Origin of the sequence: Hymenobacter pini (assembly GCF_020421205.1) — a bacterium.
Lineage (GTDB): Bacteria > Bacteroidota > Bacteroidia > Cytophagales > Hymenobacteraceae > Hymenobacter > Hymenobacter pini.
In genome coordinates, this window is the sequence record NZ_JAIZZH010000003.1 from 731,459 (window position 1) to 745,753 (window position 14,295).

Genomic DNA, 14,295 nt, shown 5'->3' on the forward strand with positions numbered 1-14,295 from the left:
GAAGGCGGGCAACGGTTCGGTGCAACTTTAGTGCAGATACCTAGTAATTATCTGAACATTAAAATAATAAAAATTTACCCTATCCATCTGACTGCCGTTTTTGACGCGTCAGAAACACGTTTAGTCTACAAAAACCACCGGTTTACAGAATCTAATTGTACAACGAGCAGTATATTATCAAATTGTTACTTGCCTACTGCCTACGCGGTATAACCTCCGGATAATCCAACCGAATTTCCTGCCTGCCCTGCTCTGATTTCGACCTGCTGACCACCTATGTTTGCCTCTGCTCTTCTACTGGCTACCAGCGCACTGCTGCCAGCCTCGCCCCCTGATGCCGTTCCGTCAATAGCACGGCGGCCATCCCTTAAGCGGCAGATACCGGCGGTAGGGCGTTTGATTAGCGGAATGGTGCTTGCCGAGGACGGGCAGCCGCTACCCGGCGCCACCGTGTTTGTGAAAGGAACCTTTGTGGGCACCAGCACCAATGCCGGCGGGGAGTTTGTGCTGCAGAGCAGCCCGCAGCCTTTGCCGCTTACGCTGGTGGTAGCCTACGTGGGGCACGTTACGCAGGAAGTGCTGGTGGCCGATGCAGCCGCGCCGGTGCGGGTGCTGCTCCCCTACCGCACCGAGCAGGTGAGCCAGGTAATCATGTCGGCCTCCCGGATTGAGGAGAACATCCAGCTGGCTCCCGTGACGGTGGATAAGGTAAGCCGCGCTGACTTGGAGCGGCAGGCTACGCCCGAGGTGCTCACCAGCCTGGCCCGCCTGAAGGGGCTGGATATCAGCTCGGCTTCGATGCTCTTTACCAGCCTGAGTACCCGGGGCTTCAACACGGCCAAATCGGAGCGGGTGGTGCAGCTCACCGATTATCAGGACACGCAGCTGCCCTCGTTGGGCTTGAGTCCCGGCAACCTGCTGGGCTTGCCCGAGCTGGATATTGAAAGCGTGGAAATCATTCATGGGCCGGCCTCGGCGCTTTACGGGGCCAATGCGCTGAGCGGGGTTATCCTGTTCAACTCCCGTGATGCTTTTGTGTCGCCGGGGTTGGGTGTGCGGCTGCGCGGCGGCCAGCGCGGCTTGCTGGATGCGCAGGCTCGCTTCGCCCACAAAATCAATGAGCGGTTGGCTTTCAAAGTAACTGGCAGCGCCCTGCGGGCCCACGACTGGCTGGCTAGCAACTATACGGCGGCAGCTACTTCCGTAAACCCCGCCGGCTCGTCGCTCGGCTACGACCCTATTAACTCGTATGGCAACTACGGGGTGCAGTTTACCCCCGCACCCAATCCGGCCCTGCCCGCGGGCATCAATCCTGAATTGTACGGCCAAACGATATACACGCCCGGCTTCACGGAAAAAGAGCTGGTAGCCGGCGACGACCACACCAGCTCTTTCCGGCTGCAGGGTACGGTGGCCTATCTGCTGCGACCTAACCTCAAGCTCACGGCCGAAGCCCGCCTGGCCCAAGCCACGGCTACTTACCAGAACCTGAGCCGCTTTCGGGTGAAGGACCTGCGGGCCCAGCAGTACCGCGCCGAGCTGAAAAGTAACCGGGGCTTCGTGCGTCTGTACACCACCCACGATGCGGCTAACCGCTCCTACGAGCTTAACCAGCTGGGCAACCTGCTGCAGGAAGCCCCCGACAACGACGGGAGCGGCCGCTCGTTTGTGCAAACGTATTTCTCCACCTACAATACCGAGTACACCCGCCAGCGCCAGGCCGGGGCGGGCGTGGAGGCCGCCCGGCAAGCGGCCCAACAAGCCGCCGATGCCACCCGCCTCACCCCAGCCAACCCGCGCTTTGCCAGCCTACGCCAGCAAATCATTGACGATTCGGAGCCGGGCCGGGGGGCCCGCCAGCGCTTTGGCTCTAGCCTCACCGACCTTAGTGCCCAATACAGCCTGCCAGTATCAGACTTTGGTACGGTGCTAACGGCCGGGGCCGCGTACCGCCACTACCGCCTGAGTTCCGGAGGACAGCTGTTTGCGGATACCACCGGCCGGGCCATTACTAACTACGAATACGGGGCCTACGGGCAGATTATTCAGACGCTGCTCCACGACCGGCTGAAGCTGTCAGTGGCTGCCCGGGTCGATGAGTTCCGCAACTTCGATACGTCTCTTTCGCCGCGGGCCGCCGCCGTGTACTCGGTGGGCCCCGACCAGCGCCATAACTTCCGGGCCAGCTACGGGCAGGCCTACCGGGCCCCCTCGCAGCTTGAGCAGCATGTGTACGAGGACCTGGGATACGCCGTATTCCTGGGCAACGTGCGCAAGGGCTATCAAGGCTACCGCGGCACCAACGACCAGGGCCAGGCCTTTGGCACCACGCCTGATCTGAGCAGCTTTGAAGTTTCCCTGGCTCCGCTGGACCTGGAGCGGGCTACCACCTGGGAAGTGGGGTACCGAGGCACGGTGCTCCCCAACTTTTACCTGGATGCCAGCTACTACCGCAGCGAGTACCGGAACTTCATTGCCTCGCAAATCCTGCTGGGCAACCTTGATGGTACCCGGCCCACTCTGCAGCAGGTTATAGCCGGCGCCCCTACGTACTCCGACCGTAATCAGCCTACGCGCATCCTGTTCACGTATTTCAACAGCTCCCAGCGCCTCCATACTCAGGGGGTAACGGCGGCTCTGAGCTACACGGGCTGGCGCGCGGTAGTGCCCATGGTTAACTATTCATTCAATGCCCTGGACCGGTCCGAAATACCTTCCGGGGTGGCCACTTATTTCAACACGCCGCGCCATAAGTTCAACGTGGGCGCTTCGGGCACGGTGGGCCGATTTGGTTATTTGCTCAATTACCGTTGGGCTCAGGGCCATTACCAGGAAATGCCCTTTGCGGCGGGGTATGTAGCCAGCTTTAGCAGCACCGATGCCTCAGTACGCTACCAGTTGCCGAAGCTGCACGCAGTGCTGCAGACGGGCGTGTCCAATGCTTTCGATGCGCGTAATGTACAGGTGATTGGCGGCCCACAAATAAGCCGACTGGCTTTTGCGGGCGTGGAGTTGGACCTACCGTAGCGGCTATGTACGTTTATGGTTTATCAGACCGTCATGCAGAGGCGTAACCGAAGCATGACAATCTTGAAGCTTACTGTTTACGCAACCCAGTTTACGCTTACTGCTTACCGCCCAAACACCCCTCCAGCAAAGTCTGTAACGGCCCGCCGCGTAAGCTCCGGCTCCTCAAAGTAACCCAGGTGGCCTACGTTGCTCAACAGCAGGGCGTGGCTTTGGGCTGGTAGGGCTAGTTGGGGCAGTAGGCTTTCCGTGGGCACGGCCACATCGTCTTTCCCCGCAATGAACAGCACCGGGAAGCGGGCTTCTTTCAGCACTTTGGTGCGGTCAGGGCGGTTTTTCATGGCTTCCAGCGCCCCCAGCACAGTGGCTTCGGGGGTAGTTTTGCCAATTTCCTCCAGAAACTCCCGCTGCTCCAACAGGCACTCCCGGTTGGCCGGCGCAAACAGCGGCCGGATAAACGACTCCATGAACTTCTCTACCCCGTGGCGGCGCACAAAGTCCATATTCTTCTCCCGGTTCGCCTTTTTCTCGGCCGTATCGGGCAGGGCGGTGCTGTGGAACAGCACGAGGCCGGCTACCATTTCGGGGTAGCGCTCGGCAAAGGCCAGGGCCACGTAGCCGCCCATGCTGTGGCACACCAGCAGAGCCCGCTCCACGTTTTTCTGGCGCAGTTGCTCGGCTACGTAGCGGGCCTGGGCCTCCATGGAGTAGTCCCGGATATCGTGCACGTTGGTGCCGTGGCCGGGCAGGTTGAGCGTGAGCAGGCGGTAGCCGTCGGGAAAGTCGCGGGTGAATTCCGTCCATACTTCCCGGGACTCAGCAAAGCCGTGGAGAAACAGGATGGTGGGCTGGGCAGTGGTCATGAACTGGAGCGTTGCTCGGTAAAGAATACGCATAGGTACGCGCATTTGCCCTGTTTAGACAAATTTCTCCCATTTAGCCAATCCGCACTGCTCGCTACTAACGCCAAAACGCCCGCTTCCTGCAGCAGGAAGCGGACGTTTCGTAAACAACCTCGTCGCGGCGGGCGGCCTGATTGAACGGGCCTTAGGTGTGCGGCCCGGCGCGGAGGTAAAGTGGCTGCTTAGGCTTGCTTGGCGAACTGCACGCTGGCAATCAGCTTCACGTCTTCGCCCACCACAATAGAGCCGGCTTCGGTGATGCCTTCCCAGGTCAGGCCGAAGTCTTTGCGGTTGATTTTGCCGCTCACTTCAAAGCCGGCCTTGGTGTTGCCGTAAAAGTCGGTAGCGGTGCCGCCGTACTCCACATCCAGCGTAACGGGCTTGGTTACGTCCTTGATGGTGAGGTTGCCGGTGAGCTTATAGTCGGAGCCGGATTTAGTCAGGCTCGTGGATTCGAAGGTGATGTTAGGATAGGTACCAACGGCGAAGAAATCGTCGGCCTTCAGGTGCTGGTCGCGCTGCTCCTGGTTTGTATCAATGCTGTCCACGTCGAGGCTCATGCGTACCTGGGCGTTGTCGAAGGCGTCACCTTCGGTTTCGGCCGAGCCCTCAAACTTCTTGAACGCGCCGGTTACTGTCGAAATAACAAGATGCTTGATTTTGAACTGTACTTCGGAGTGCATTGGGTCCAGAACCCATTTGGTGGTTGCCATAACAGCAGGTAGTTGAGGGATGAAGTTGAACACTATACGAACTCAGGCAAGCTACACCGCCGCGCCGAATTCCTGACAAATGTACATACTTATTTTACAAATGATGTATGTACATCATTTATTTTTTGAATCAGATTCTGGTAAGAAACAAAAAGCCCCGCCGGACGAATCCAGCGGGGCTTTTTGTTTCTGTCTAGCTTTGCTTACAACAGCACCGTTTCTACTGAAGCAGTTGCGGCTACTTTTCCGCTCATCTCGCGCAGGGCCTGTGCAATACCAGCGGCATCAAAGCCGCACTCCTTGTATAACTCGTCTTGGGTGCCGTGCTCCACGATACGGTCGGGGATGCCGAGGCGCTTTACGGGCAGGCTGTAGCCGTGGTCGGCCAAAAACTCCAGCACCGCCGCGCCGAAGCCGCCGGGCAGGCAACCGTCTTCTACCGTTACAATGGCCTTATACTTGCGGGCAATATTGTGCAGCATTTCCTCGTCCAGCGGCTTACAGAAGCGCATGTCGTAGTGGCCGGGGTCGAGGCCTTCAGCGGCGAGCTGCTGGGTGGCTTTCACGGCGTAGTTGCCGATGTGGCCGATGCTGAGCACCGCCACGCCTTCCCCCTCCCGCACCACGCGGCCGGTACCCACCGTAATTTTCTTCAGGGGCTTGCGCCACTCCGGCATCACGCCTTCGCCGCGGGGGTAGCGGATGCTGAACGGGCCGGCGTTTTCGGGCAGAGCGGCCGTGTACATCAGGTTGCGCAGTTCCTCTTCGTTCATCGGGGCCGACACCACCATGTTCGGGATGCAGCGCATATAGGCCAGGTCGTAGCAGCCGTGGTGGGTGGGGCCGTCGGCACCGGCGAAACCGGCGCGGTCGAGACAGAATACCACGTGCAGCTTTTGCAAGGCCACATCATGCAGCACCTGGTCGTAGGCGCGCTGCATGAAGGATGAGTAGATATTACAGAACGGCACCAGACCCTGGGTGGCGAGTCCGGCCGAGAACGTCACGGCGTGCTGCTCAGCAATACCCACGTCAAAGGCTCGGTCGGGCATGGCCTTCATCATGATGTTCAGCGAGCAGCCCGAAGGCATGGCCGGCGTCACGCCCATGATTTTGTCGTTCTGCTCGGCCAGCTCCACAATGGTGTGCCCAAACACGTCCTGATACTTGGGTGGCTGAGGCTTATCGTAGGTTTTGGTGTGGATTTCGCCGGTTACCTTATCAAACAGGCCGGGCGCATGCCATAGCGTCTGGTCCTTCTCGGCCAGCGCGTAGCCCTTGCCTTTCACCGTGACGCAGTGCAGCAGCTTGGGGCCCGGAATGCTCTTGAGGTCCTGCAGAATAGTGGCCAGATGCTGCACATCGTGCCCGTCCACGGGGCCGAAGTAGCGGAAGTTCAGGGCCTCGAACAGATTGCTTTGCTTGAGCAAGGTCGCCTTCATGGCCGATTCCACCTTGCGGGCAATCTGCTGGGGATTGGGGCCGAACTTGCTGAGCTTGCCCAGCACGTTCCACAGCTCGTCGCGCACCTTGTTGTAGGTGCGGGAGGTAGTAATGTCGGTGAGGTATTCCTTGAGCGCGCCCACGTTGGGGTCGATGCTCATGCAGTTGTCGTTGAGAATAACCAGCAGGTTGGATTTCTCCACCCCGGCGTGGTTGAGGGCCTCGAAGGCCATACCGGCTGTCATGGCCCCATCCCCGATTACGGCAATGTGCTGACGGTCGAATTCGCCTTTATAATCAGATGCCACGGCCATACCCAGCGCCGCCCCGATGCTGGTGCTGCTGTGGCCTACCCCAAAGGCATCGTACTCACTTTCGCTGCGCTTGGGAAAGCCCGACATGCCGTTGTAGCGACGGTTGGTCGGGAACCGGTCGCGGCGGCCGGTGAGGATTTTGTGGCCGTACGCTTGGTGGCCCACATCCCATACCAACTGGTCGTAGGGCGTGTTGAACACGTAGTGCAGCGCCACCGTCAGCTCCACTACGCCCAGTGAAGCGCCAAAATGGCCACCGTAGATGGAAACCGTATCAATGATAAACTGCCGCAGCTCCTGACTAACCTGCACCAACTGGTCGGGGCTGAGCTTTTTCAGGTCATCGGGCGAGTTGATTTCCGCCAGCAGGGCACCAGGTTCGACAATCATGTGCAGGGGTAGGAAAAGGGAATACTGGCCAGGTAACCGGTAACTACTGCTAAAGGTTAGGCAGCTACCGGGCGCGTAAATGTACAACAGGCAAAGGTACGGGTTTTCCGCGCGGCCGGTTGAACCGTTGAGCTACGAAATTCGGCGGTGTTTGGCAGACCAGCAAAGCAACAATGCGGCCTTAACGGCACTTTAATATCCCCGCCTACGCAAATCCGTACCTTTAGCCGCACCCACTGCCACCCCGCAATGCCCCAGCTCACCCAACCCCAGACCGAAGACCAGCAGCTGCTCGATAAGCTTCGCCCCTCGCGGATTGTGCTGCCGGTGCTGATTGGGTTGGGTGTGGTGGGCTTCATGTTCTGGCGCAGCTATAAGCCCGGCGACCTGGCCCCGCTGGCCAATGCCAAGCCGCTGTGGCTGCTGCTGATGCTGGTGGTGCTGGTAGCCCGCGACGCCGGCTACGTATACCGCATCCGCTACCTCACCGAGAAAGTGCTGAGCTGGCGGGCCGCCCTGGATGTGATTATGCTCTGGGAATTCTCCTCCTGCGTGCTGCCCTCGGCGGTGGGAGGCACGGCCGTGGCCCCGGTGCTGCTGCACAAGGAGGGCATTCCGCTGGGTAAATCGGTGGCCTACATTATGGCCACGGCCATGCTCGACAATCTGTACTATGTGCTGATGGTGCCGCTGGTGGTACTCATCGGGGGTGATGCGCTGTACCCGCATGAGGCGTTGCAGGGCGGACTGGTGGCGACGCTGCGGGTAGGGTTTATTCTGAGCTATGTGTTCGTGACGGCCTACGCGTTGCTAATGCTGTACGCCATTTTCGTGAACCCCCAGTCGGTACGGCGACTGTTTATCCGGCTGTTTTCGATGCGGGGGCTACGGCGCTGGCGCAACAAAGCCTACCAGCACGGTAATGAGTTGGTGCTGGCTTCGGCCCAGTTGCGCGGCAACGGCTGGGGCTACTGGCTGCGGGCGGCCCTGAGCACGGCGTTTGTCTGGACGGCCCGCTACCTGGTTATCGGCTGCCTGATTGCGGCGTTTATTGACGTAAGCTGGTCGGAGTTCTGGCTGATTTTCGGCCGCAACCTTACCTACAAAGTTATCCTGCTGATTGCCGTTACGCCCGGCGGCGCGGGCATTGCCGAAGGGGCTTTCCCCACGTTCTTCGGCAAGTTCATCGGCACGCCTACCATGACCAACTTCATGGTGTTGCTTTACCGCATCGTTACGTATTACCTGTATCTGGTACTAGGGGCCGTGTTTCTGCCTCGCTGGGTGACGCGCATCTACGGCAAGCCCAAAGCCGCGCAGGTCATGCACTCTTAAACGGTCATTTCAAGCATGCACTGTCATTCCGAGCGAAGTGAGGAATCCAGGTTACCGTAGCAACGGCTTGATCCAGATTCCTCGCTTCGCTCAGAATGACACGTTTTATTTGGTGGCTTCCAGCGTCGGGGCGGCTTCGGCAGGTGCAGGGCGCTGGTAGGTTTGCCAGAATTCGGGGTGGTAGGATACTTTAGATACCTGCCAGATGCCGGTCCCGCCGCTGTGCAGTTCAGGATGCGCTTTAGCATCGGGAATTTCGGCAGCGGGTATAACGGCTGGCGGGGCGTAGTATACGTCGCAGGTTTCCTGCAAATAGAACGGCTGGCGGCCTAATACGTGTCCAACTTTTACCGTGTGGCCTAAGCTGGCACCTGCATAGTACCGGCCAGCACCGGCTTTTTGGTAGGTTACCACGTGCGTAGACCGGTGGTCTTGAAATACTGCAGGAAAATGATGCCGCAGGTCACTTGTGGTTCCGTAGTATTTGTGGGCAATAGCATTTACCTCCACGGTATCGTGCTGCCAGAGACTTTCGTAGCGCACCACCGCAAAATCCTGCTGCCGCACATACACTTTCCCTGAATAGCCGCTTACAAACCCTAGCCCTGTAGTACGCTGACCAGCACGCTTGGCCACAAAACGGATAACGTAGAACGTTTCATCACCCCGCTGCTCAATGCTATCTAGCTGCAGCTGAAATCTGTTCAGGGTAGCCGCTTTGAATAGTGGTGACACCCGGACTGCATCATACCCACCAGCAAAGCCATAGCCCCCCTCGTGGTAAGCGGCCTCTACGTCTTTCCCGGTTATCAGCCGTTTTTCCTGTACACGCACCACCGGCCTTTTCTCCAGCATCAGAAAGCCGCCGCCCCAATGGTGATATTCGGCCGGCGTCCACTCCTGACCAGTATATTCCAGTTCGTGCCGTAAGGTATCAAAGCCTATGACGCGCCGACGCGTGTATTGCTGCTGCGTATAATCCTGCTGCTCGTAGTTCTTCTCGATGGCCTTGATGACCTTTTTCATGATGCGCTTTGGGTCCTGCGACTGAGCACTCACGCGCACATCGGCCAAGGCAAAAGCCGCGGGCACTAGCCGTACACTCAGGGCTGCAGAGATCTGGGCCGATACGGTAGTTGCCTCGTAGCCGATGCTGCTCACCTGCACCAGCTCCCCCAGCCGCGCCTCCAGCCGGAACCGGCCCTGCGCATCGGTAACGGTGCCGGCACTACGAGCGGGCACGGCCACTGTAGCAAAGGGAACCGGCTCGCCGGTTTTGCGGTCCAGCACTACACCGCTGAGCAATACCGCCGCACCGGCGGCCGGGCGCGCAGTGGTGGTTTGTCGGCTCAGTACAGCGGGCGGGGCTGCTGCGGCTTTTGCCTCGGTGGGCGCAGCGGCGGCTATAAACTGTGCGGGTTTGGGCGGGGCGATGCTTTTTAGGTAAAGCAGCCCATCAATTGCCTCACTCCAGGGGCCAGAAATTGGCGTAAACTCAAAAGCGTACGTGGTAAGCCGGCGGCCCGGCGCATCGTGCTTCAGGCTCACGAAGCTGTATTCTGAGCCCTGGGCCAGCAGTTCGGCCTCCAGCGTGCCAGGAGCCGGAGCCGGAACGGGTTGATGTTTACCCCAGTACCCGAACCCGTGCGTGCCGCTGCCAGCTACCGTACTCAGCGTGTACACCGCATCCGGCCCCAGCGCGGCCTTTACGGCCTGGCCCATCGGGCGAAATCCTTTCAACTCCTCTTGGTCCAGTCCGGCCGTAGTATTGGACAGGTGCCCAATAGCCCCCCAGCAAATTACTTTTTCCTGAGGGTGCTGGCGCAGGTACCACAGCAGGTTATCGGCCATCTGGGCGTCGCGGGCGTTGCTGTCGGTGGCCTTGAAGGAAGCCGAATTTTTGGCGCCGGGGTCGTTGGTAGTGTAATCCTGGGCCAGAGCCTGCACGCTGCGGATTTGCTGCCGCCAGAACTCGGCCTGCTCCCGGCGCTTGGCATCGGGGCCGGCTGCTACTTTATCGAGGATTTTGCGCGCCTTACCCAGCTGCATCTTGAACAATACCAGCTGGTGCGAAGGCGGGAAAATGTTATGCTCTCCCATTGTGCTGATGCACTCATCCAGGTAGTCGTAGGCAATATCGGCGCTGCCTTTCTCGGATTTCAGGAAGGTTTCCAACTCCTCCAGCATGTCATCGTGGCCCCAGCCCACTTGGGAGTCGAAGCCGGCGACGTGCAACTGGCCCTTGCCCAGCAGCGGCAGCAACGCCTGAAACTCCCGGGTTTCCGTCCAGACCGGGTACACCGACGCATTGATAGCCTCCGCCACCGGCGCGCCCCGCTGGATTTCCCGCTCGGCGCGGTCCAGCGGGTACAGGCCGCTCTCAAACGCCACCGTAGTAAAGCCCATCCGCTCTTTCAGAAAGCGAACCAGCCGGATTTTTGCCTCGGTAGCCGTACCTACGCCGTGGGTGGGCTCGCCCAACATTACCACCCGCGCCGGCCCTATTTCCTGCCGCATAAACTCCAGGTCGGAGAAATCAGTATCGGCGGGGTTGATGCTGCGCACCGGGTGCGTGGGCAGGCTGAGGGGGTTTTCCGCGACAAGCACCGCCGTTTGAGCTTTAGCCGAAACTGCTGCCAGCCCCAGCAGGCCACTAAGGGCCAGCACTCTAATAGAAAACATAGCAATACCGTTATGTATGAGGCGGCAAGCTACACAGTTCGATGAAACTCATCAAAAAAACCCTTCCGCTTGAGGCAGAAGGGTTTTTTTGAGTTTTTGGACTGTTATACAAACCTAACAGCGGGGTTATTCTTTTTCGAGTTTCAGCTCAGCACCCGTAGGAGCTTTCAGCGTGAGCTTATCGTCGGTGAGGGTTACCACATCGAAGGTGTTGCTTTGGGCAGCACCGTCGGGCGTCATGGTAATTTTTTTGCCGGCCTGGTCGAAGTCGTACTTACCATTTACGGCACCAGTGGGCGAGGTCATGTTGTACTGGCCGTTGGCGAAGAAGGTTATTCGCTCGTCTTCCTGCGCGTCGGTCTGTTTTACCTTGTCGCCCGTGGAGCTCAGCTCTTTATCGGTTTTCCAGACTTTGCTCTGGGTGCCGTACAGCATATTTACGCCTTCTACTTTGCCTTCTTTGCTGCCGCAGGAAGCCGTAAACAGTACCAGCAGTACCAGCAGGCTGGCCACGAGGCGGAAAGGGGAGGTCAGGGTTTTCATGGGGAGAGTGAAATAGAGTGAAGGATGTGGCAAACTCAACGGCACAATGGCCGGCAATTCCCCCTCTTACGGCTTGGCCCGCCAAGATGTTTGCTCTTCAGTAGAGGTTACTGGTTAAGTATTGTCGGGCTATAACCTATTGCTCGCCACGGCGTAAGAAGCTTGTGACTGCCAGGCCGCTACGGCCGGTCGTCGGTGCTTCCCCTCCCCACTCTTAACGATTCTACTCCTATGGGACTGTTTGATTTCCTCTCGAACGACGGCGAAAAAAAACCCGTTGAACCAGCTGCCAAACCCGCCGCTGGCGGCGCAACCGACTTCTTCGGCAACGCCAACCAAAACTCCGCTCCCGCCGGCGACACCTATACCGTGGTAAGCGGTGACTCGCTGTCCAAAATTGCCCGTAACCACTACGGCGACGGCTCCAAGTGGCACCAGATTTACGAGGCGAACAAAGGTGTAATCGGCTCCGACCCCGACAAGATTGAAGTAGGCCAAGTCCTGACGCTGCCTAAAATCTAGGCCAACCTACTTCTTGAAAATATTCAAAAAGCCACTCCTCACAGGGTGGCTTTTTCCATACCCGGCCAGCACATTTTTTCACCCCCTTTACGGCCTGCAGCCCCATCTTATGCAGCCAGCGCATCAGCTGTACTTTTGCTACCCAGCTCGCTTCCCTCCTAACCACAAGAAACTCACCCTAAAGACAATTTAATGATTATCAACCACCTGCACCCATAACCAAAACAACAAACCGGCTACCGGGCCAGACAAAAATATTTTCGTTTATTTTCACTCATCTATTGCAGATATCAAATCTACTCCTATACCTTTGCAACACCAACCCGGTACTCCCCCGTTTGCGGCGGGGAAGTTTTCATAGGATTTATACAGAAGTGGCGAGAGAACAGGCTCCGTGACCCACTGGCAACCTTCGACCGCGCGAAAGGTGCCAATTCCTGCCCGACCAGCCATCCGGCGGCGGGGCATATAACTCAGGAGTACCATGGAAAACACCCTTGCTTTCGCCCAATTGAACCCCACCGCCTCAGCCGCCTTTGGGCCTGCTGCTTTGCCGTGGAGTGTTTGTGTTGCCCCGGCCACTGTGGCCGCTGCCGGCCGAATGCGAATGCGCTGCTGTTGCGGCGCGTGTTGTTGCTGTTGCTAGCCGCCAGTTAGGCTACGCAGCCTCCCTCCCCTTTCAGTAGCTCCGGCCGTGCCGGGGTGTCCGGCAGCCGGCACCCGGCGGCCCCTCCGCACCCTCTATCGTTTTCACATTCAGCGCGTTGCTGCGTGACCTTGGTGCGGCTTCTTGCCCGGTTTACGGGCGCTTTGCGGCGGTTTTCGCCCTCCTGTTTACATCCCTACCTCTTCCTAAACCAGCAGTACCATGTCCACGCAGCATCTCCACTTCGAAACTCTGCAACTCCACGCCGGCCAGCAGCCCGACCCCGTAACCGGTTCCCGCGCCGTGCCTATTCACCAGACCACCAGCTACGTGTTCAAGAACGCCGAGCACGGAGCCAACCTGTTTGCCCTGAAGGAGTTTGGCAACATCTACACTCGCCTGATGAACCCCACCACCGACGTGTTTGAGCAGCGCATTGCGGCTCTGGAAGGTGGGGTTGCTGCGCTGGCCGTGTCCTCGGGACAGGCGGCGCAGTTCATTGCCCTCAACAACATTCTGCAGGCCGGCGACAACTTTGTGTCCACGTCGTTCCTGTATGGCGGCACCTATAATCAGTTTAAAGTGGCGTTTAAGCGCCTGGGCATTGAGGTGCGCTTTGCCGACGGCGACAAACCCGAAAGCTTCGAGGCCCTGATTGACGAGAACACCAAGGCCCTGTACCTGGAAACCATTGGCAACCCTGGCTTCAACGTGCCCGATTTTGAGCGCATTGCCGCCATTGCCGAAAAGCACGACCTACCGCTCATTGTGGATAACACGTTCGGGGCGGGCGGCTACCTGTTCCGCCCCCTGGAGCACGGTGCCCACATTGTGGTAGAATCGGCCACGAAATGGATTGGCGGCCACGGCACCAGCGTGGGCGGCGTGATTGTGGATGGTGGCACCTACGACTTCGGCAACGGCAAGTTCCCGCAGTTTACGGAGCCCTCGGAAGGCTACCACGGACTGGTGTTCAACGACGTATTCGGCAAGAATGGCCCCTTCGGTAACATTGCCTTCATCATTCGGGCCCGGGTAGAAGGGCTGCGTGACTTCGGTCCTTCGCAGAGCCCCTTCAATGCCTTCCTGCTGCTGCAGGGCCTGGAAACCCTGAGCCTGCGCGTTGACCGCACCGTGGAAAACGCCCTGCGCATTGCTACCTGGCTGGAGCAGCACCCGCAGGTGGAAGCCGTGAACTACCCTGGCCTGCCCAGCAGCCCCTACCATGCGCTGGCCCAGAAATACCTGAAGCGCGGCTACGGCGGGGTGCTCACCTTCGCCATCAAAGGCAGCAAGGAAACCGCCATCCAGTTCATCGATAACCTGAAGCTGGTGAGCCACCTGGCCAACGTGGGCGACGCTAAAACGCTCATCATTCAGCCCTCGGCCACTACGCACCAGCAGCTTTCCGAGGAGGAGCAGCGCGCCGCCGGCGTAACGCCCACGCTGCTGCGCCTGTCCCTGGGCATTGAGCATTTTGAAGATATCCGGGCTGATTTGCAGCAGGCGTTTGACGCCGTGCGCAACGCCGCCACTCCTGAGCACGGCAGCACCCTGCTGCCCGAGCCGGAACCCGAACACGCTGCCCCGCTGGAAGTCTAGCAAAACTTGAGAGGGGTTGAGGTAGTGGGCGGCAGGTGAGAGAGCCACCCATTACGCAGCTTCCAGCACGCAGCGCGGGCATCCGCACGGGTTTTTGTGAGAGAAAATCCTCGTGCAGCAGTGGTGCCCGCACCTTTTCTGAGAGTTGAATGATGAGGTATGAATGCTGAATTGGC

Annotated in this window: 9 protein-coding genes and 1 riboswitch; of the genes, 4 read left to right on the plus strand and 5 right to left on the minus strand. The window is 58.9% G+C overall.

Annotated elements, in window-relative coordinates:
• Positions 1 to 408 precede the first annotated feature (408 nt).
• On the plus strand, positions 409 to 3,027 hold the full coding sequence (locus tag LF252_RS14525; RefSeq protein WP_226270294.1) for a TonB-dependent receptor: 2,619 nt from the start codon (positions 409 to 411) through the stop codon (positions 3,025 to 3,027).
• 104 nt (positions 3,028 to 3,131) lie between these two features.
• On the opposite strand, the gene LF252_RS14530 is transcribed toward LF252_RS14525, so the two are convergent.
• The 3 genes from LF252_RS14530 to dxs form a co-directional block, all read right to left on the minus strand.
• Entirely contained in the window at positions 3,132 to 3,923 is a 792-nt protein-coding gene (locus LF252_RS14530; protein ID WP_226270295.1) for an alpha/beta fold hydrolase, read from the minus strand.
• Between the two features lie 188 nt (positions 3,924 to 4,111).
• The gene (locus tag LF252_RS14535; protein WP_226270296.1) at positions 4,112 to 4,642 is read right to left on the minus strand and encodes a YceI family protein; all 531 of its coding nucleotides are present in this window, start codon (positions 4,640 to 4,642) and stop codon (positions 4,112 to 4,114) included.
• A gap of 203 nt (positions 4,643 to 4,845) precedes the next feature.
• On the minus strand, positions 4,846 to 6,789 hold the full coding sequence (gene dxs / locus LF252_RS14540; RefSeq protein WP_226270297.1) for a 1-deoxy-D-xylulose-5-phosphate synthase: 1,944 nt from the start codon (positions 6,787 to 6,789) through the stop codon (positions 4,846 to 4,848).
• Between the two features lie 249 nt (positions 6,790 to 7,038).
• Between dxs and LF252_RS14545 the strand changes: the two genes are divergently transcribed.
• Positions 7,039 to 8,124 (plus strand): lysylphosphatidylglycerol synthase transmembrane domain-containing protein, encoded by a 1,086-nt coding sequence (locus LF252_RS14545; RefSeq protein WP_226270298.1) that lies wholly within the window; start codon positions 7,039 to 7,041, stop codon positions 8,122 to 8,124.
• Positions 8,125 to 8,229: 105 nt separating this feature from the next.
• Here the strand turns inward: LF252_RS14545 and LF252_RS14550 are convergent, their stop codons facing one another.
• Entirely contained in the window at positions 8,230 to 10,806 is a 2,577-nt protein-coding gene (locus LF252_RS14550; RefSeq protein WP_226270299.1) for an erythromycin esterase family protein, read from the minus strand.
• Positions 10,807 to 10,932: 126 nt separating this feature from the next.
• Positions 10,933 to 11,349, minus strand: a complete 417-nt coding sequence (locus tag LF252_RS14555) for a lipocalin family protein (RefSeq protein ID WP_226270300.1) — start codon at positions 11,347 to 11,349, stop codon at positions 10,933 to 10,935.
• Between the two features lie 231 nt (positions 11,350 to 11,580).
• On the opposite strand from LF252_RS14555, the gene LF252_RS14560 reads away from it, so the two are divergent.
• Positions 11,581 to 11,871 (plus strand): LysM peptidoglycan-binding domain-containing protein, encoded by a 291-nt coding sequence (locus tag LF252_RS14560; protein WP_226270301.1) that lies wholly within the window; start codon positions 11,581 to 11,583, stop codon positions 11,869 to 11,871.
• Positions 11,872 to 12,232: 361 nt separating this feature from the next.
• Positions 12,233 to 12,346, plus strand: a riboswitch (SAM riboswitch).
• Positions 12,347 to 12,739: 393 nt separating this feature from the next.
• Positions 12,740 to 14,119: an O-acetylhomoserine aminocarboxypropyltransferase/cysteine synthase family protein gene (locus tag LF252_RS14565; RefSeq protein WP_226270302.1), complete on the plus strand. Its 1,380-nt coding sequence runs from the start codon at positions 12,740 to 12,742 to the stop codon at positions 14,117 to 14,119.
• The last annotated feature ends 176 nt before the right edge of the window (positions 14,120 to 14,295 follow it).

Excerpts from the sequence above, each read along its gene's own strand:
- LF252_RS14525 (WP_226270294.1), top strand. The coding sequence starts at position 409 with ATGGTGCTTGCCGAGGACGGGCAGCCGCTACCCGGCGCCACCGTGTTT.
- LF252_RS14530 (WP_226270295.1), bottom strand. The coding sequence starts at position 3,923 with ATGCGTATTCTTTACCGAGCAACGCTCCAGTTCATGACCACTGCCCAG.
- LF252_RS14535 (WP_226270296.1), bottom strand. The coding sequence starts at position 4,642 with ATGGCAACCACCAAATGGGTTCTGGACCCAATGCACTCCGAAGTACAG.
- dxs (WP_226270297.1), bottom strand. The coding sequence starts at position 6,789 with ATGATTGTCGAACCTGGTGCCCTGCTGGCGGAAATCAACTCGCCCGAT.
- LF252_RS14545 (WP_226270298.1), top strand. The coding sequence starts at position 7,039 with ATGCCCCAGCTCACCCAACCCCAGACCGAAGACCAGCAGCTGCTCGAT.
- LF252_RS14550 (WP_226270299.1), bottom strand. The coding sequence starts at position 10,806 with ATGTTTTCTATTAGAGTGCTGGCCCTTAGTGGCCTGCTGGGGCTGGCA.
- LF252_RS14555 (WP_226270300.1), bottom strand. The coding sequence starts at position 11,349 with ATGAAAACCCTGACCTCCCCTTTCCGCCTCGTGGCCAGCCTGCTGGTA.
- LF252_RS14560 (WP_226270301.1), top strand. The coding sequence starts at position 11,581 with ATGGGACTGTTTGATTTCCTCTCGAACGACGGCGAAAAAAAACCCGTT.
- LF252_RS14565 (WP_226270302.1), top strand. The coding sequence starts at position 12,740 with ATGTCCACGCAGCATCTCCACTTCGAAACTCTGCAACTCCACGCCGGC.